The sequence below is a fragment of the Marinobacter sp. B-21 genome (assembly GCF_056857895.1).
In genome coordinates this window covers 206,885-225,440 of the sequence record NZ_JBSXNZ010000088.1, presented here as the reverse complement: position 1 = coordinate 225,440, position 18,556 = coordinate 206,885, and the positions used below count along the sequence as shown (strand labels likewise).

At 56.8% G+C, this 18,556-nt stretch carries 15 protein-coding genes; 12 read left to right on the top strand and 3 right to left on the bottom strand.

The annotated features are described in order from the left end of the window. Window positions 1–82: 82 nt before the first annotated feature. From AC13C0_RS19125 to AC13C0_RS19105, 5 genes are all read left to right on the top strand, one after another. Window positions 83–862 carry an AraC family transcriptional regulator gene (locus AC13C0_RS19125; protein ID WP_482954895.1) on the top strand — a complete coding sequence of 260 codons (780 nt, stop codon included), beginning with the start codon at window positions 83–85 and terminating at the stop codon, window positions 860–862. Between the two features lie 304 nt (window positions 863–1,166). Continuing rightward, entirely contained in the window at window positions 1,167–2,657 is a 1,491-nt protein-coding gene (gene putP / locus AC13C0_RS19120; protein ID WP_117617506.1) for a sodium/proline symporter PutP, read from the top strand. A gap of 250 nt (window positions 2,658–2,907) precedes the next feature. Further along, entirely contained in the window at window positions 2,908–3,915 is a 1,008-nt protein-coding gene (locus tag AC13C0_RS19115; protein WP_227539442.1) for a TAXI family TRAP transporter solute-binding subunit, read from the top strand. A 2-nt stretch (window positions 3,916–3,917) separates the two neighbouring features. Next, entirely contained in the window at window positions 3,918–6,080 is a 2,163-nt protein-coding gene (locus AC13C0_RS19110; RefSeq protein WP_117617504.1) for a TRAP transporter permease, read from the top strand. Next, window positions 6,077–6,823, top strand: a complete 747-nt coding sequence (locus AC13C0_RS19105) for a sulfite exporter TauE/SafE family protein (protein ID WP_341582176.1) — start codon at window positions 6,077–6,079, stop codon at window positions 6,821–6,823. The genes AC13C0_RS19110 and AC13C0_RS19105 overlap by 4 nt, the downstream gene beginning before the upstream one ends. Before the next feature lie 105 nt (window positions 6,824–6,928). On the opposite strand, the gene AC13C0_RS19100 is transcribed toward AC13C0_RS19105, so the two are convergent. After that, window positions 6,929–9,523 carry a bifunctional aconitate hydratase 2/2-methylisocitrate dehydratase gene (locus AC13C0_RS19100; protein WP_117620276.1) on the bottom strand — a complete coding sequence of 865 codons (2,595 nt, stop codon included), beginning with the start codon at window positions 9,521–9,523 and terminating at the stop codon, window positions 6,929–6,931. A 254-nt stretch (window positions 9,524–9,777) separates the two neighbouring features. Here AC13C0_RS19100 and AC13C0_RS19095 point away from each other — a divergent pair, with 254 nt between their 5' ends. Beyond that, window positions 9,778–10,383 (top strand): MiaE family protein, encoded by a 606-nt coding sequence (locus AC13C0_RS19095; protein WP_117617498.1) that lies wholly within the window; start codon window positions 9,778–9,780, stop codon window positions 10,381–10,383. A 52-nt stretch (window positions 10,384–10,435) separates the two neighbouring features. Here the strand turns inward: AC13C0_RS19095 and AC13C0_RS19090 are convergent, their stop codons facing one another. Continuing rightward, complete coding sequence (locus tag AC13C0_RS19090; RefSeq protein ID WP_482954894.1) at window positions 10,436–11,320, bottom strand: LysR family transcriptional regulator; 885 nt, start codon at window positions 11,318–11,320, stop codon at window positions 10,436–10,438. Between the two features lie 144 nt (window positions 11,321–11,464). Here AC13C0_RS19090 and AC13C0_RS19085 point away from each other — a divergent pair, with 144 nt between their 5' ends. Both AC13C0_RS19085 and AC13C0_RS19080 read left to right on the top strand, forming a co-directional pair. After that, a complete protein-coding gene (locus AC13C0_RS19085; protein ID WP_117617496.1) occupies window positions 11,465–12,235 on the top strand; it encodes a ferredoxin--NADP reductase in 771 nt (256 codons plus the stop codon). 173 nt (window positions 12,236–12,408) lie between these two features. Further along, window positions 12,409–12,801, top strand: coding sequence for an acyl-CoA thioesterase (locus tag AC13C0_RS19080; RefSeq protein WP_117617495.1), 393 nt, complete (start codon window positions 12,409–12,411; stop codon window positions 12,799–12,801). A 33-nt stretch (window positions 12,802–12,834) separates the two neighbouring features. On the opposite strand, the gene AC13C0_RS19075 is transcribed toward AC13C0_RS19080, so the two are convergent. Continuing rightward, window positions 12,835–13,710, bottom strand: a complete 876-nt coding sequence (locus AC13C0_RS19075; protein WP_482954893.1) for an ion transporter — start codon at window positions 13,708–13,710, stop codon at window positions 12,835–12,837. A 314-nt stretch (window positions 13,711–14,024) separates the two neighbouring features. Here AC13C0_RS19075 and AC13C0_RS19070 point away from each other — a divergent pair, with 314 nt between their 5' ends. The 4 genes from AC13C0_RS19070 (at window position 14,025) to AC13C0_RS19055 (ending at window position 18,552) form a co-directional block, all read left to right on the top strand. Continuing rightward, window positions 14,025–14,927, top strand: coding sequence for a hypothetical protein (locus AC13C0_RS19070; RefSeq protein ID WP_482954892.1), 903 nt, complete (start codon window positions 14,025–14,027; stop codon window positions 14,925–14,927). A 228-nt stretch (window positions 14,928–15,155) separates the two neighbouring features. Then, window positions 15,156–16,181, top strand: a complete 1,026-nt coding sequence (locus tag AC13C0_RS19065; RefSeq protein WP_117617492.1) for an amino acid ABC transporter substrate-binding protein — start codon at window positions 15,156–15,158, stop codon at window positions 16,179–16,181. Between the two features lie 98 nt (window positions 16,182–16,279). Further along, entirely contained in the window at window positions 16,280–17,467 is a 1,188-nt protein-coding gene (locus tag AC13C0_RS19060; RefSeq protein ID WP_117617491.1) for an amino acid ABC transporter permease, read from the top strand. Then, the gene (locus AC13C0_RS19055) at window positions 17,467–18,552 is read left to right on the top strand and encodes an amino acid ABC transporter permease (RefSeq protein ID WP_341582174.1); all 1,086 of its coding nucleotides are present in this window, start codon (window positions 17,467–17,469) and stop codon (window positions 18,550–18,552) included. The genes AC13C0_RS19060 and AC13C0_RS19055 overlap by 1 nt, the downstream gene beginning before the upstream one ends. The last annotated feature ends 4 nt before the right edge of the window (window positions 18,553–18,556 follow it).

Here is an 18,556-nt window from a genome sequence, read left to right as displayed (position 1 = left end):
ATGCTTTCCCCGGCATTCGTGCACTTTTTGTAATGATCTGCTTTAATTGATGCACATTCTCAATTATAAGCCGGCAGTTTTAATGCTCAATACGAAACTTCTGAAACTTCCAATAGCCGCTCACCAGCACAAACATGAACATCATCAGATTGTTGTCGGGGTGCGGGGAGAAGCTGAACTGAGCGTCGATGGGACCGGGTCCCATCTCGACACATGGAAGGCCTGTTTCGTTCCAACTGAAGCCAGACACGACTATTGTGGTGATGACAAAAATCATGTTCTCGTCATTAACCTTGACCCGCTGATCCCGGCCATCAATACACCGGCTCATGCCGACTATGAACGGATGATGCGGGTGTTTGAAAAGCCACGGACCCTGCAGATGGATAGTCGTCTACAGGGGCTGGTCCAGTTTGCTGCCGGCGAGTTTGATCGTGCACCGGACAACATCACCCTTCAGCAGCATCTGGCTGCAAGTATTCTTTACTGTATGGCTGACCGGATCAGTGACCGGCATGCCAAATTCCCGAATCGTTACAGCATCAGCCCTGAAGCCGTTCGACGTTATATCCTCAAAAACCTCCATCGCAAGATTACGGTTGAAGACATGGCCGGCGAAGCCTGTCTGAGCGTCAGCCGGTTCCACGAGGTTTTCAGGGAAGTGGCTGGCATTACACCTCACCGGTTTCTGTTACTCACCCGCCTTGATCAGGCAGCTGAACTGCTTGTGTCCACCTCTCTCTCGGTGTCCGAAATCAGTTATCGAACCGGTTTTTCTTCCCAGAGCGCACTGACTAATGCGTTGCGAAAGTATAAGGGTACAACACCGTCCCGGTTGCAATTCCGTGAAAACGTGGCCTGATATGGTCCGTGTTTAGAGTGGTACCGTAGGATTCTGTAAAAGAATCGTAGGATTTTGCAAGCCTGAGATCCGTAGTAATACTAACTTATAGCAGCTGGAGGCCCGTCTGGCGCAATTGCTCAAGGCAGCTGTCGCAATCCCTGGATGGTTGGCTATATTCAAGGAGTGCTTTTGCAGTGTATCGCCTTGCTTCAATCAGAATGGGATTCGGGTATACAAGAAGAATAGTACAGCATGCTGGCGTTGGATCGGCTCTGTGCTTCGCGAGCGGATCTAATCCGACTCATTAAACCGGAGGAGCCTTATGGCTATTGGTGTTTGGATCAGTCTATTTGCATATTTTGCGCTCATGATTGCCATCGGCATTTTTGCAATGCGCAGATCTACTTCTTCGTCTGAAGATTATATGCTGGGCGGGCGAGCTCTCAGTCCTAAAGTGGCGGCCCTTTCAGCGGGCGCTTCGGATATGAGCGGATGGTTGCTTCTGGGGCTGCCGGGGGCGTTGTATGTTTCCGGTCTGGCCTCAGCCTGGATCGGTATTGGCCTGTTTGTGGGTGCCTTTTTTAACTGGGTGTTCGTTGCGCCCCGGCTCCGGGAACAGACGGTGCATTACGGTAACGCCATTACCATCCCGTCCTTCCTGGCGAACCGGTTCCCGACCCAGGCATTGTCGTTGAGAACGGTGTCAGCAGTTGTCATCGTTATTTTCTTCGCGGTCTATACGGCGTCCGGCCTCGTTGCGGGCGGCAAGCTGTTTGAAAGCGCGTTTTCCGGAATTTTCAATTTCGGTGGTCTGAGCGATTACGCGGTGGGTATCGTGATCACCCTGGGCGTCGTGCTGGCCTATACGGTTGTGGGTGGTTTCCTTGCGGTGAGCATGACGGACTTTGTTCAGGGCTGCATCATGATGCTGGCGCTGGTGATCATGCCAGCCGTTGTGCTCTTTGGTGAAGGCGGCGGTGGCTACGCCCAGGCGTCCCAGACCCTGAATGAAGTCGATCCCACGCTGTTGTCCTGGACCGAAGGGCTTACCTTTGTCGGTTGGCTTTCAGCCGTAACCTGGGGGCTTGGCTATTTCGGTCAGCCGCACATTATTGTGCGCTTCATGGCCATCCGCACGTTAAAAGAGGTCCCGATTGCCCGCAACATCGGCATGAGCTGGATGGGGATTTCACTCTTCGGTGCCATCTCTCTGGGCGTGTTCGGCCGCGCATACGCCGTGCGCAACGGCCTGGATGTTGCGGATCCGGAAACCATCTTTATCATCCTGTCTGACCTGCTTTTCCATCCGCTGATCACGGGTTTCCTCTATGCGGCTCTTCTGGCTGCGGTCATGAGCACCATCTCCAGTCAGCTTCTGGTATCGTCTTCTTCACTGACCGAGGACTTCTACCGTCTGTTCCTGCGTAAAGAAGCAACAGATAAGGAGTGCGTGGGCGTAGGCCGGATTTGTGTGGTGCTGGTGGGCCTGGTTGCAGCCGTTATCGCCTCCGATCCGAACTCTCAGGTTCTGGCGCTGGTCGCGAACGCCTGGGCAGGCTTTGGCGCCGCATTTGGTCCGCTGATTATCCTGTCGCTGATGTGGCCGCGTGCCAACGGCGCTGGTGCCATCGCAGGCATGGTTGCCGGTGCGGCCACCGTCATAATCTGGATTTCACTGGGCTGGAACGGAGAGTTCATGGGTGGTCCTGGCGTGTACGAGATCATTCCGGGCTTCATTGCTTCCTGGATTGCCATCATGGTTGTGAGCCTTGCCACTTCCGACGCTGGTGAGTATCAGCACATCACCCGTTGAGGCAAGGGGCGCGTGAGCGCCGGAAGAAGGAACGGGGCTCCGGGAGGAGCTCTGTTACGACTGACAAGCCCTCCGCCCCCGGCGGAGGGGTGTTGCATTTGGTGCTTCGTATTTTTTAGCGGAGCAGGTTGCGACTCATACCAAGGTCTAGAGTTGGCCTCATGAACTGGTAGATCCCCCTCCAAGCCGCTACCTTAATAGGGTTGCATCTCAGTTGCGGACTAAAATAATGACGAAAGGACGAAGGGTTATGAACAAAAACCAATTTCTGACATCCACCGTGGGCGTGCTGGCGGCCGCCCTCTTTTCTTTTTCTTCCGGGGTGCAGGCGGAAGGGAACTACGTGATGGGCACCGCGACAACCGGGGGCACCTATTACCCCGTGGGCGTTGCCCTTTCCACTCTGATCAAGGTAAAGCTGGAGCCCAAGACCAATATTTCCGTTTCTGCCATCAGCTCTGCCGGTTCCGGCGAGAATCTCAAGCTGATGGACGAGGATCAGATTCAGTTTGGTATTCTCCAGGGACTTTACGGCGCATACGCCTGGAACGGCACCGGGCCGGTTCCCAAGGCCTATAAGAACCTGCGTTCGGTGTCCATGCTCTGGCAAAACGTTGAACACTTTGTGGTGTCCAGGGAATTGGCGGAAACCGGCACCATTGCCGATATGACCAACCTTTACGGCGAAAGCTTTTCCATCGGCGCCCGGAATTCCGGCACCGAAGGCTCCGGGCGCTTTATCCTGGGCAAGGTCGGCATTGACCTTGAAAAGATTGATCTGGCTTATCTCGGCTATGGGCCCAGTGCAGACGCACTTCAGAACGGCAACATCGATGGCATGAACATCCCGGCCGGCGTTCCCGCGTCCGCCGTTACCCGGGCCTATGCCAACATGGGCGACGACATTACCACCCTGAACTTCACCGAAGAGCAGCTCGCCAGTGTGAACAGTGATTTCGAGCTGTGGACACCCTATACCATCCCGGTGGGCACCTACCCCAATCAGGACGAGGTGATCGAAACGATTGCCCAGCCCAACATCCTCGCCGTGCGGGCGGACGTTACCGAAGAGGATGTTTACCAGATCACGAAAACCATTTACGCCAACCTGCCGTTCCTGAATAACATCCACCCCGCCACCAAGGCGATGGCGCTGGAAAAAGCCATTGCCGGGCTGCCCATGCCGCTGCATCCGGGCGCTGTCCGGTTTTATCAGGAGCAGGGGCTGACCATTCCTGATCGGCTGATTGCTGAGTAATCGTGGCTGAACGGGAAACAGGCGAACCTCCGGTGGAGGTTCGCGACGAAAGCGCCAGCGAAGCGGCTGAACGACTGGGTCACTGGCTGATCGGGCCGGTGATTTTCTGGCTTGCCATCGGTGCCGCGCTGATTCACCTGTACTTCAACACCCTGTCCACGTTGTCGACCTTGTGGACGTCGGCGTTGCATTTCGGCATTTTTGGTCTGATCTGCGCCCTGACGACCCCCATGCTGAAGACCCGCTCGGTCACCGGTCAGCGTGTGGTATTTGGCGTGGATGTGGTGCTTGGTCTGGGGGCATTGGCCTCTGCCTTCTACCTGATCCTCTTTGAAGATGACCTATACCAGCGCGGCGTCAACTTCAATACAGCGGACTGGATCGTCTCTATTGCCGCGGTGATCCTGATTCTGGAGTTCGCCCGCCGGACCGTCGGCTGGTTTATTCCGCTCCTGTGTATTGTCGCCCTGTCCTATGTGGCCTGGTGGGGCCAGTATGTTGACGGTATCTTCAACTTCCCCGGCCTTTCATGGGAAACGGTACTATTCCGTTCCTACCTTGGGGGCCAGGGTATGCTGGGCTCGATCGCCCGGATTTCCTGGACCTACGTGTTCATGTTTATCCTGTTCGGTGCCTTTCTGGTTAAGTCCGGCGCCGGCGACTTTATTATCGAGCTGGCCCGCTGCGCCGCCGGCCGGTTTGTTGGCGGTCCGGGTTTCGTGGCGGTCTTCGCATCGGGCCTGATGGGGTCGGTATCCGGCTCCAGCGTAGCCAATACGGTGTCTACCGGCGTGATTACCATACCGCTGATGCGCAAGGCAGGCTTCCCGGCCCGTTTTGCCGCCGGGGTTGAGGCGGCGGCATCCACCGGCGGCCAGTTGATGCCGCCGGTGATGGGCGCAGGGGCGTTTATCATGGCGTCCTACACCCAGGTGTCCTACCTCACCATCATTGGTGTGGCGGCGTTACCCGCCTTGCTGTACTTCCTCTCGGTGGCCATGTTCGTCCGGATTGAGGCCAAACGCAGCCACGCGGTCGAGCTGGAAGACGATCAGGCGCCCACCCTTAAGGACGTGATGAAAGACGGCTGGCATTTTCTGCTGCCACTGGTGGTACTGGTTGCAGCGCTTATTTACGGATTTACCCCCACTTACGCCGCAGGCATCGCCATTCTCTCAGTGATCGTGGCTTCCTGGCTTTCCAGGCACCCGATGGGATTCCGGGATATCCTGGACGCATTGGCCATGGGGGCGCGAAATGTAACCACCACGGCCATTCTGCTGATCGCCGTTGGTTTGATCGTGATGGTGGTCTCCACCACCGGTATCGGTAATACCTTTTCCCTGATGATTACCGACTGGGCCGGTGGCAGCCTGGTCATTACCATTGTGCTGGTGGCCCTGGCATCACTGATTCTGGGTATGGGCTTGCCGGTGACAGCGGCCTACATTGTCCTTGCGACTCTGTCGGCACCCGCAATCTATAACCTGATTGCCCAGGGCCAGTTGCTGGAGTTGCTGATGAACGGTAACCTGCCGGAACAGGCGAAAGCCATCTTCATGCTGGCAGCCCCTGACAAAACGGCTTTGCTCAACGCTCCCATGGACCTTGCCACGGCCCAGCAGCTTCTTGCGATGGTGCCCGACACCTTCAGCACCCAGTTGCTTGAGCAGGCACTGTCTCCGGCGACCCTGTCGATGGTGTTGGTGGCCGCGCACATGATCATTTTCTGGTTGTCCCAGGATTCCAATGTGACACCGCCGGTGTGCCTGACCGCTTTCGCGGCGGCGGCCATTGCCGGCACCCCGCAGATGCGTACCGGATTTACCGCGTGGAAACTGGCCAAGGGTCTTTATATTGTTCCGCTGCTGTTTGCCTATTCGCCGCTGATCACGGGTGATTTCACTGAAATGATCCGGGTGTTTCTCTTTGCCCTGTTTGGCATTTACGCCATTATCGCCGGACTCGAGGGCTATCTGGAGCACAAGCTCCATCCGGTTGTCCGACTGTTGATGTTTCCCATCGGCGCGCTCATGCTCTGGCCTCATGGTCAGATCCTCCTGGACGGAGCCGGCGTCGTGATTTTCATCGCGGTTCTGGTCTGGAGCAGCCGTCGCGGCAGAGCTTCTCCGGCATTGGCTCGGGCCGGCCGGGCTGATTCATGACGGTAATCGATGTCCTGGCACTGCTTGCCATCGGTGGTCTGGCCGGGTTCATCAATGTGTTGTCCGCTGGTGGGTCCATGCTGACCCTGCCACTGCTCATGTTTCTCGGGTTGCCACCGCAGGTGGCAAACGGTACCAACCGGGTCGCCATTACCCTTCAGAGCATCACGGCGGTAGGTGGCTTCCACCGGATGGGGCATGGCAACCTGATGGTCAGTCTTCATCTCGCGGTGCCGGCGGTCCTGGGCTCACTGCTGGGAGCCTGGGTGGCCACCTGGGTCGCCGACGCGGTTTTCGAGTTCGTGCTTGTAGTCGCCATGATCGGCGCGTCTGTCTTCATGCTGTTGCCCCAACCAAAGCTGGACACCCGCCCGCTGACACCGGACCGGCTGGGCCCGGTGATCTATCTGGCCATGTTTCTGATCGGCGTCTATGGCGGCTTCATCCAGGTAGGTGTCGGCGCGCTGTTCCTGGTGGTCCTGTACCGCATGCTGCGGATTGATCTGCGCCAGGTGAACGTCTTCAAGGTTTCCATAATCTTGCTGTATACCTTGCCGGCCCTGGTGATTTTTGCGATCAGTGATCAAGTGCGCTGGGGCATGGGGCTGACGCTGGCCCTTGGCAATATTACCGGTGCGTTCATTGCGGTGCGGGTCAATCTGAGCGAGAAGGGCGCCCAGTGGGTTAAGTGGATCACCCTGGTGATGGTGGCGGCTATTCTGGTCCGGCTTATCGTGTATTAGTCCGCAACCCGGCCCGGACTCCAGCCGGTGTGCGCCCTCATCATAAAAAAACGCCAGCCTCCAGGCTGGCGTTTTTTTGTGGAGCTGAACCGAGAAGGTCAGTGCTCAGGCAACGTTCGCCTCGGCGGCCTTCCTGGTGTAGTTCTCCATCTGATCGAAGTTGAGATACTTGTAGATCTCTTTCGACATGCTGTTCAGATCCTTGGCGTACTCCATGTACTCCTCGGCGGAGGGGAGTTTGCCAAGCACCGCACCAACCGCTGCCAGTTCCGCAGAGGTCAGGTACACGTTGGCACCATCACCCAGTCGGTTCGGGAAGTTACGGGTGGAGGTGGACAGGACCGTGGACTTGGCCGCCACGCGGGCCTGGTTGCCCATGCACAGGGAGCAGCCCGGCATCTCGGTGCGAACACCGGCGGTGCCGTAGATGTTGAAGTAGCCTTCTTCCATCAGCTGAGCCTGGTCCATCTTGGTGGGAGGGGACATCCACAGGCGGGTCTTCAGGGGCTCCTTGTTCTGTGCCAGCAGCTTACCCGCGGCACGGAAATGACCAATGTTGGTCATGCAGGAACCGATGAAGACTTCGTCAACCTTGTCGCCGGCCACTTCGGACAGGGTGCGGGCATCGTCCGGATCGTTCGGGCAGCACACGATGGGCTCTTTGATCTCGGCCAGGTCGATTTCCACTACGTGAGCATACTCGGCATCTTTGTCGGCACGCATCAGCTTCGGATCGGCCAGCCATTCTTCCATCTGCTGGGCGCGACGTTCCAGGGTACGCGGATCGCCGTAACCTTCGGCAATCATCCAGCGCAGCATGGTGATGTTGGAGCGCAGGTACTCGGCCACGGACTCTTCAGACAGGTTGATGGTGCATCCGGCTGCCGACCGTTCCGCGGAAGCGTCGGACAGTTCGAACGCCTGCTCCACGGTCAGGTGCTCAAGGCCTTCGATTTCCAGGATACGGCCGGAGAATTCGTTGATCTTGCCTTTCTTCTCAACGGTCAGCATGCCCTGCTTGATGCCGTACAGCGGAATGGCGTGGACCAGGTCACGCAGGGTGATGCCCGGCTGCATTTCGCCCTTGAAGCGAACCAGAACCGACTCCGGCATATCCAGCGGCATTACACCGGTGGCGGCGGCAAACGCCACCAGGCCGGAGCCGGCCGGGAAGGAAATGCCCATCGGGAAACGGGTGTGGGAGTCACCACCGGTGCCGACGGTGTCCGGCAGCAGCATACGGTTCAGCCAGGAGTGGATGATGCCATCGCCGGGGCGCAGGGAAACACCACCCCGGGTACGGATGAAGTCCGGCATGGTGTGCTGCATTTCCACATCAACCGGCTTCGGGTAGGCGGCGGTGTGACAGAAGGACTGCATCACCAGGTCGGCCTGGAAGCCCAGACACGCCAGGTCTTTGAGTTCGTCGCGGGTCATCGGACCAGTCGTGTCCTGGGAGCCGACGGTGGTCATGTGGGGCTCGCAGTAGGTACCAGGGCGAACGCCCTTGCCTTCTTCCAGGCCACAGGCCTTGCCGACCATCTTCTGGCCGAGGGTGAAGCCCTTGGTGCCTGCTTCCGGATCCTTCGGCAGACGGAACAGGTCAGTCGCGCCCATGCCCAGTGCTGTACGGGCCTTGGCGGTCAGGCCACGACCGATGATCAGCGGGATGCGGCCGCCGGCCTGAACTTCGTCCAGGATTACGTCGGATTTGAACCTGAACTCGGAGATGGTCTCGCCGGCTTCGTTCAGGATCTTGCCTTCGTACGGGCGGATTTCAATGACGTCGCCCATGTTCATGTCGTCGACCGGGGCTTCGAATACCAAAGCGCCGGCGTCTTCCATGGTGTTGAAGAAGATCGGGGCAACCTTGTTGCCGATACAGACGCCACCGGCACGCTTGTTCGGCACGCCGGGGATGTCCTCGCCGAAGAACCACAGAACCGAGTTGGTGGCGGACTTACGGGAAGAGCCGGTGCCTACTACGTCACCTACGAAGGCGACCGGCAGGCCCTTGGATTTGATGTCGTCGATCTGGCTCATGGGGCCAGTTACGCCGGGCTCTTCCGGCTTCAGGCCGTCGCGTTCCATTTTATAGGCGGCGCGGGCGTGCAGCGGGATATCCGGGCGGGACCAGGCATCCGGAGCCGGAGACAGGTCGTCGGTGTTGGTTTCGCCAGTGACCTTGAATACCACCATTTTGGTGCTTTCGGGAACCTTTTTCTTGTTGGTGAACCATTCGGCATTGGCCCAGGATTCAACCACAGACTTGGCGACGGCGTTGCCCGCGTCCATCTTTTCCTTAACGTCGTTGAACGCGTCAAACATGAGCAGCGTGTGCTTGAGTTCTTCGCCGGCCAGCCCGGCCAGTTCGCTGTCGTCCAGAAGGTCAACCAGAGTGGCGATGTTGTAGCCACCCTGCATCATGCCCAGCAGCTGGACGGCCTTCTTTTTGTCGATCAGCGCAGAAGCAGCTTCACCTTTGACAATGGCAGACAGGAAGGCGGCTTTTACGTAAGCGGCTTCGTCCACGCCCGGCGGAACGCGGTTTTCCAGGAGGTAAACCAGGGTTTCTTCCTCACCCACTGGCGGGTTTTTCAGCAGCTCAACCAGAGCAGCAGTCTGCTCGGCGTTCAGGGGCTTGGGAGGAATACCCAGGGCTTCACGTTCGGCAACGTGTTCACGGTAGGCTTCTAACACGATATGGACCCTCATCAGTTGGAATGTCCCGCGCCGGCTTCTTGCCTGGCGGGAGGTTTTTGGCGGAAAGGCCGCAGGAGCCTCTGAATAATGCCTCAAATCACCGATGGGGTTTCAGGGTTTATTCAGAGACTCCTTAATCTGGCGCTGCATTCTATAGGAAACCCCTTATAAAGTTAAGTTGGACAGAGGTCGGAGAAATCTGCTAGGTGCGTTATACTCGCGGGCCGCAAATCAACCACCGTAATGACGCCATGAACGACGCCCTGCAAGAGATTCACGACTTTCTGCCGTGCCGGACACCACAACAATGGATCGACAACGCCCTGGCCAACCAGGACCTGATGCTCATCGACCATGCCCATTGTGAGAAAAAGGCGGCCTCAACCGCGCTGAGCCTGATGTACCGGTACGTGAATAACACTGAGTTGCTGAACAGGATGTCGCGGCTGGCCCGTGAAGAGCTCCGGCATTTTGAGCAGGTACTTGCGATCATGAACAAACGAGGCGTGGAGTACTGCCATCTGACACCGGCTCGCTACGCTGCCGGGCTGAGGCAGGAGGTCCGCTCGGAAGATCCCGGCCGGCTGGTGGATGTTCTCATCGTGGGTGCCATTATCGAAGCGCGTTCCTGCGAGCGGTTCGCGGCACTGGCGCCTTTTCTGGATGAAAAGCTGGAAGATTTCTACACCGGCCTGCTGAAATCCGAGGCGCGGCACTACCAGGATTACCTGAAGCTGGCGCAGCAGGCCGCCGCAGGCCCGGTGGATGATCGCGTGGCAGAGTTTCTGGTGATCGAGAAGAGACTGATCGAGGAACCGGACAGCGAGTTCCGGTTCCATAGCGGGCCGTTGAGGTGAAGTTGGGGTCATGAAGTTGGGGTCAGATGAAAGCTTTCATCTGACCCCGGCTTCACCTCAGCCGCCGGCAAAGCTCAATCCAGGCATCAATCCCGGCACTGCGGTATTTCTGCTTGTGCAGGATGAAGTAGAACTGCCGGTTAAAGCGCCGATGCTCCGGCACTGCCAGGGGAACCAGACTGCCACGCTTGAAGGCGTCGGCCAGAACCACGTCGGACAGGCAGCCAATACCGAGGTTCGCTTCGACCGCGCGCTTGATGGCTTCCGTGTGCTCCAGCTCCAGCAGCACGTTCAGATCCGGCAGCAGACCGTGCATGCCTCGCTCAAAACTCTGCCGTGTTCCGGAACCTTGTTCCCTCATAATCCAGGTGGCTTCGCGCAGATCCTCGTCCGTGAGTGAACCTTTGCTGGCCAGGGGATGGCTGGGCGAGCAGAAAACCACCAGTTCATCGCCCCGCCAGGGAATGACATCCAGTTCTGACGACTGTAGTTCCCCCTCAATCAGCCCGATATCCAGTTCAAAATCCTTGACCCTTCTTGCGATCGTGCTCGTGTTGGCAACCTCCAGCGCGACTCGTGGCCGGGTAGGGGTATTCATGTATTGGGCCATGACACCTACAGCCAGATAGTTACCAATAGTGAGTGTGGCGCCGACTTTTAAGGCACCCACTTCCGTGTGTTTGCTGAACGCCCGCTCCAGTTCGTTTGCCTGGGCGAGGACGGCCTCAACTTTTGGCCGGTAGAGTCGACCGAGCTCGTTTAGCTGAAGGCGTTTGCCAACGCGGTCAAACAGCTGGATATCAAACTGGTTTTCCAGCTCCTTGAGCGCACTGCTGGCTGCGGACTGCGACATGGCGAGCGACTCGGCGGCGCGAGTGATGTTCTGGAAATGGGCCGCGGCCAGAAAGACTTCCAGTTGTCGAAAACTGTATTTCATAACATTTTGCTCTAAATCGACTCGCTCGAATAAGGTTATGAGAATATCCCATTTTCCCGATAGGTTAGTGTCGGGTTACACTTAACGCAATCCAAAGTTGAAACATTCGCCGTAAAAAGCGTAACGAACAGGCAAGAGGTTTACATGAGCAACCTGATCAAAGAGAAAGTTACCAGCGTCCACCACTGGAACGATACCCTGTTCAGCTTCACCACAAGCCGGGACCCGGGATTTCGTTTCAAGAACGGTCATTTCGTCATGATCGGTCTGGAAACCGACGGCAAACCCCTCATGCGTGCGTACAGTATTGCCAGTGCCAATTACGAGGAAGAGCTGGAGTTCTTCTCAATCAAGGTTCAGGACGGCCCGCTGACCTCCCGCCTTCAGAAGATTCAGGTAGGGGATGAGATCCTGGTGAGCCGCAAGCCGACCGGTACCTTGATACTGGACAACCTGCTGCCGGGCAGGAATCTCTGGCTGATCAGTACCGGTACCGGGCTCGCGCCGTTCATGAGCATCATCAAGGATCCGGAAGTCTACGAGGCGTTCGACAAGGTGATCCTGACTCACGGCGTACGCTATGTGTCAGAACTCGCCTACCAGAAGGAGATCGAAGAGCTGCCGGAAAACGAGTTCTTCGGTGAAATGGTCGAAGGCAAGCTTGTCTATTACCCGACCGTCACCCGTGAGGAGTTTCGTAACCGGGGCCGCCTGACGGATGCCATGAAAACCGGAAAGATTACCCGTGATCTCGGCCTGCCGGAGTTCGACCTGGAGAACGACCGGTTCATGATCTGCGGCAGCCCGAGCATGCTCAAGGACACCTGCGCTATCCTTAACAACATGGGCTTCAAGGAAGCTCGGGGTGGTGACATGGGGCATTACGTTATCGAGCGGGCGTTTGTGGAGCAGTAAAGGGTGCATCACACAGGCCCTGATAAAGCCGGAGCGTGATGCTCCGGTTTTTTTCGTGCTGAAATCGGGGTCAGATGAAAGCTTTCATCTGACCCCAGGTTCACAACCGGGGCCTTTCTTTGTAGCCAGTGTGCCAGTGTATAGTAGGCGGTTTTGGAAATAGGGAAGACACGATGTTTCATCTTGAACTGGAACCACGTTTCAGCGATACCGATGCCCTGGGGCACATCAGCAACACCACCTTGCCGGTCTGGTTTGAACAGGCCAGAACGCCGGTTTTCCGGATTTTTCATCCTACCCTGGAAGCCGAAACCTGGCCGCTGATCATCGCCCGGCTGGAGATTGATCTGATGGCACAGAGCTACTGGCATATGCCGGTGGAGATCCGCACCGGGATTGGAAAAATCGGCAACAGCTCCTTCCACGTGGTTCAGGAGGCCTGGCAGAATGGCAAACAGATTGCCCGTGGCATCGCTGTCTTGATTCATTTCGATTATGGAGCCGAAAAAGCCCTGCCGATTCCTGACGAGATCAGGTCAAAACTGTCCGGACATCTGATGGACTGAGGCGTACGATGTGATCCACAGAAGCCCGGAGCCTCATGTTGCCGGGCTTTCTGTTTTTTTGCGCGGATCAACAGTGTCCTCATCGAGCCAGGTTCCGCAGAATTTACAGTAGCGCGCATCCTGTTCATGGTGATCCCTGCCGCATCCGGGGCAGGCTTCACGGGAGTAGCGCTCTTCACGCAGGGCCCGGATCACTTCGGCGGAGAAGATGCCCGCGGGCAGTGCAATGATCGAGTAGCCGGTGAGCATTATCGCTACCGATATAAACTGTCCCAGAGGGGTGACCGGTGTTATGTCGCCGTAGCCGACCGTTGTCAGTGTAACAATGCCCCAGTAGATCGCTGTCGGAATGCTGGTGAATCCGGCGTCGGCGGGTTCAATCAGGTAGAGGACAGAAGAAAAGATTGTCACAACCATCAGCACGGTAAAGAGGAACAAAAGGATCTGATGCCGGCTCCGTATCATGGCATCCAGCAGGAGCCTCTTCTCTCCCTCCAGGATCATCATGTCAAGCACCCGGAACAGCCTCAATGCCCGGAGCATCCGAACGATAATCAGGGTCTGGAAACCGGGCAGGATCAGTGTCAGCCATGACGGCAGGATCGCCAGCAGGTCGATGATGCCGTAGAAGCTTTTCAGGTAGAGCCATGGCTTCTGCAAACAGTAGATCCTCAGAGCCAGCTCGATTGTGAAGAGAATGGTAATGCACCATTCTGTATAGAAAAACAGGTCACCATAGCGTTGGTGATAGCTGTCTATGCTATCGAGCATGACAATCCCGACACTGACGAAAATCAGCAGGACCAAACCAATATCAAAAGCCTTGGCTGCGCGGCTGTCGGACTCAAAAAGCAGCTTGAAAAGTCGGGTGCGCAGTCCCAGCTTTGCGGGCTCAAGGCGGGTTGGCATTCTTTTCAGTCTCCATTTTACTATCGGGCGTCTGAACTCCTCTAAACTCTAGAGAGCAGTGGGTTTCCCCGTCAACATACTTTCTCCGAAGGAGGGGCTATGAAGGGACTTTCAATCAAGAGTGTGTTCGGCGCGGCTGTTTCTGTTCCGGGGATGGCTCTGGTGAAGTGGTCAAAAATGCGCGGCATCGACAAAAGCAGCCATGCCGAACCCGATTGATGCTTTACGTCACGAATAACGACCTGACGAAATCTGGCGGAGTATGTTATTGATTGACTGACTGTGTTTAACACCTACTCGCTCGGAGCAAACCATTGGCTTTTAAATTCCTCGTAGTGATCTTCGTGGCCAGCCTTCTGGGTTTGGCTGGTTGCGGTTCTGATGAAAAGGCGCCAGCAAGTGATTCCGGGAGGCAGGTTGCAAAGACTGATAATCTGCCGGCTGGAGATATATCACTTGCGCTTACCCCTGCTCAGCTGGACTGGGTCGGTCAGCAGATTTTCCGAAACGAGTGCGCGGGTCGTTTCGAGTGTCTGGTTCACTGGAACGAGGGGGAAGCCTTTCCATCTCTGGGTATCGGACATTTTATCTGGTATCCGGAGGGTGTGGATGGAAGATTCGTGGAAAGTTTTCCTGCTCTTGTTGAGTACATGAAGCAGCGTCAGGTCAGTATTCCCGAGTGGCTGAGAGATCTCGACCCCTTTGACGCCCCCTGGGGCGACAGGCAGTCCTTTCTGGCTGTCGTTGATTCGCCGGAAATGGCAGAGCTCAGGGAGTTTCTGGCAGGCAGTCAGGGTATGCAGGCGGAGTTTATATTTCGTCGGGCCAGAATGTCTCTGGAGAAGGTGATTGATGCGGCTCCCGAAGAACAGGAAGACGACATCACCGAGCGCCTCGAAGCCTTGAGCCAGACGCCCGGCGGCGTGTATGCAATCATGGATTATGTCAACTTCAAAGGAGAGGGGGTGTCGCAGACGGAGCGTTATAAAGGTGATGGCTGGGGTCTGTTGCAGGTGCTGATGGCCATGTCCGGCGATCCGGAAGAAGCGGCCATTCAGCAATTTCGGGAGGCGGCCCGCAAAGTGCTGACCCGCAGGGCAGAGAATGCTGAAGATCCGGTTGAGCGGGAACGCTGGCTGCCGGGCTGGCTGAAGCGGCTGGACACCTATTCTGAACCTCCTGAAATGAAAATTCCTGAAAATCAGTTCAAACCCTGATCTATGTTCTATCTTGTAACTGAGCGTTCTGGAAAACACCTTTCCACCGACCTGTAGTCTCCCCGTGCGCCGAACTGAGGCCCGGTTTGCACAGTGGTGTGGCCGAAGTGTGTTAGCGGAAACGCCTCGTAATAGAATAAACACAATAAATCAACGTGTTAAGTTCTCTGGCTCATAAATTGCTGAGAACCGTTGCTCGTATAACCAACGGAACTTCGGAGATAATAAATGAATAACGCCAAGTCGATTGCCGTCGGCGCCGCCCTGATTCTGGGTGCATTCACCGCTTCAACCGCTAGCGCGGCCACAACGCTCGAAAGTGTCAAGGAGAAAGGGCACCTGCAATGCGGTGTGACCAGTGGTCTTCCCGGATTTTCACAGCCTGATGAGAAGGGCAACTGGACAGGCATTGATGTGGATACCTGCCGGGCTGTGGCCGCTGCCATCTTTGGTGACGCCAAGGCTGTCCAGTTCACCCCACTGACCGCCAAGGAGCGCTTGACAGCACTGCAGTCCGGTGAAATCGATATATTGTCCCGGAATACCACCTGGACCCTGACCCGTGATGCCTCCCTGGGTCTGAACTTCACCGGTGTCAATTACTATGACGGTCAGGGCTTCCTGATTAATAAGGGCATCGGTGTGGACGATGCCACCCAGCTTGATGGTGCAACCGTGTGTATCCAGGCGGGTACTACCACCGAACTGAACCTTGCCGACTATTTCCGGGCCAAGGGCATGGAGTTCAAGCCGATTGTATTTGATACATCCGAGCAGACAGTGCAGGGGTTTGCCTCTGGCCGGTGTGATGTGCTGACATCCGACCGGTCGCAGCTTGCGGCACTTCGGTCCAAGCTCGCCGACCCGTCCTCGGCCAAGATTCTGCCAAACACTATCTCCAAAGAGCCCCTGGGCCCCGTGGTGCGCCAGGGTGATGACCAATGGTTCAACATAGTGAAGTGGGTTCTTTTCGCCCAGATCAACGCCGAGGAACTGGGCGTCACCATGGAGAACGTGGACGACATGCTGAAGTCGGATAACCCGAATATCCAGCGTCTGCTTGGATCCGACGGTGACATGGGCGCCAAGTTGGGCGTGCCGGCGGATTTCGGGTACAAGGTGGTGAAACAGGTTGGCAACTACGGTGAGATGTACAACCGTAATGTCGGACCAGACACCGCGCTGGGTCTTGATCGCGGTCTCAACGCACTGTGGACCGAAGGCGGCATCATGTATGCGCCACCGGTTCGTTAACACCTGAGAGCGGACAGGGGGCGGGCTCCCGGTGAGCTTTGCCTCCGGTCAATCTGTGATGATGTGTTTAACCGCACGGAAGCTTTTCGGGAAAATGCATGAAAAGACAAACAACTGATTCGAGACCTGCGGGTCCCAAACCCTGGTATGATCCGCGTATTCGTTCCATCTTCTTTCAGCTCGTTACTCTGTCGCTGGTCTTCTGGGCTGGCTGGACCCTGATCGATAACACACTGTCCAACATGGAAAGCCGTGGCATCAGCACCGGTTTCGGCTTTCTCGATGAAACCGCCGGCTTTGGCATCATCATGAGCCTGGTCCCCTACGACGCCACCATGTCGTATGGCCGGACCTTCTGGGTGGGGCTCACCAACACCCTGCTGGTCTCCGCCATGGGTGTCGTCGCTGCCACGATTCTCGGCTTTATTCTCGGGGTTGCCCGACTGTCCAGTAATTGGCTGGTGGCCAAGGTTGCCCTGGTTTACATCGAAGTGATCCGCAACATCCCACTGCTGCTGCAAATCTTCTTCTGGTACTTTGCGGTGCTCAGTAATCTGCCTTCGCCCCGGCAAAGTGTCGAGGTGGGCAATGCGCTGTTCCTGAATAACCGGGGCCTGTACCTGCCGGAACCGGTGGCCCAGGATGGCTTCGGCCTGGTCTGGGGTGGGGTGATCGCCGCCGTCGTTGCGGTTGTGGCTCTGCGAACCTGGGCCAAAAAACGTCAGTTGGCCACCGGGCAGATCTTTCCCACATTCAAGGTGGGTCTTGCCGTTCTGGTTCTGGTGCCGGTGCTGGCGTACCTGATGGCGGGGCAACCGCTGACCTGGGACTTTCCGGCCCTGAAAGGGTTCAACTTCGGCGGTGGCATTTCCATCATTCCGGAGTTGGCGGCCCTATGGATTGCGCTATCTCTCTATACGGCCAGTTTCATCGCGGAGATTGTCCGCTCCGGCATCCTTTCCGTGAGTAAGGGCCAGACAGAAGCCTCCAAAGCGCTGGGGCTGCCGAACAGTCTCACCCTGCGTCTGGTCGTTATTCCGCAAGCCATGCGGGTGATTATTCCGCCGTTAACGAGCCAGTACCTGAATCTGGTCAAGAACTCCTCGCTGGCGACAGCGATCGGCTATCCCGATCTGGTGGCGGTGTTCATGGGGACGACCCTGAACCAGACAGGCCAGGCCGTTGAAGTCGTTGCGATTACGATGGCCGTTTATCTGACAATCAGTCTACTCATTTCCCTGTTTATGAACATTTATAACCGGGCTGTGGCGATTAAGGAGCGATGATGGCTGAGTCTGTAATGAAACCACCCAGGAAAACTCTGGGCCCGGTAGCGTGGATGCGGATGCATCTGTTCTCCAGTTGGTACAACACCCTGTTGACCCTGATCGTGGGCTACCTGTTGGTAACCAGCGTGGGGCCAGTGCTGAACTGGTTGTTCCTTGAGGCCGACTTCAAGGGCAGTGAGCCGAGCGACTGCACGGGCGCCGGTGCCTGCTGGCTGTTTATCAACCAGCGCCTGAATTTCTTTATCTACGGGTTTTATCCGGATTCCCTGCAGTGGCGTATCGATGTGATGTTCGCCCTGCTGGCTCTGTCGTTCGTGCCCCAGTTCATTGAGAACTTACCGGGCCGCAAGTGGCTGGGCATTTTCGGCATGACTGGCCTGCCGGTGGTCGGCTATTTCCTGATCCCGGGCGGCAGCTTTGGCCTTGAGGCAGTGGACAGCGCCAAATGGGGCGGCCTGATGCTGACGCTGATCATTGCCTATATCGGCATAATCGCGTCCCTGCCCATCGGTATTCTTCTGGCCCTGGGGCGGCGTTCGGATATGCCCATTATTCGCGGCCTTTGTGTCGTGTTTATCGAGGTCTGGCGGGCGGTTCCGCTGATTACCGTGCTGTTCATGGCGTCTGTGATGCTGCCGCTGTTTTTGCCGGAAGGCATGAACTTCGAGAAGCTGATGCGGGCACTGATCGGCATTACCCTCTGGCAGTCGGCCTACATGGCGGAAGTTATCCGGGGCGGCCTGCAGGCCATTCCGCGGGGGCAGTACGAGGCAGCGGACGCGCTGGGGCTCGGGTACTGGAAAAAAACCGGGCTGATCATTCTGCCCCAGGCCCTCAAGATGGTCATTCCCGGGATCGTTAACACGTTTATAGCGCTGTTCAAGGACACCACGCTGGTGCTGATCATCGGCCTGTTCGACATCCTTGGCGCAGTTCAATCAACCATAACGGACCCCGCCTGGCAGAACGTCGCCATTGAGGGGTATGTCTTCGTTGCCTTCTGTTTCTGGGTGTTCTGTTTTGGCATTTCCCGGTACAGCCAGAAGCTGGAGCGCAAACTCGACACTGGTCATAAATCATGATGGG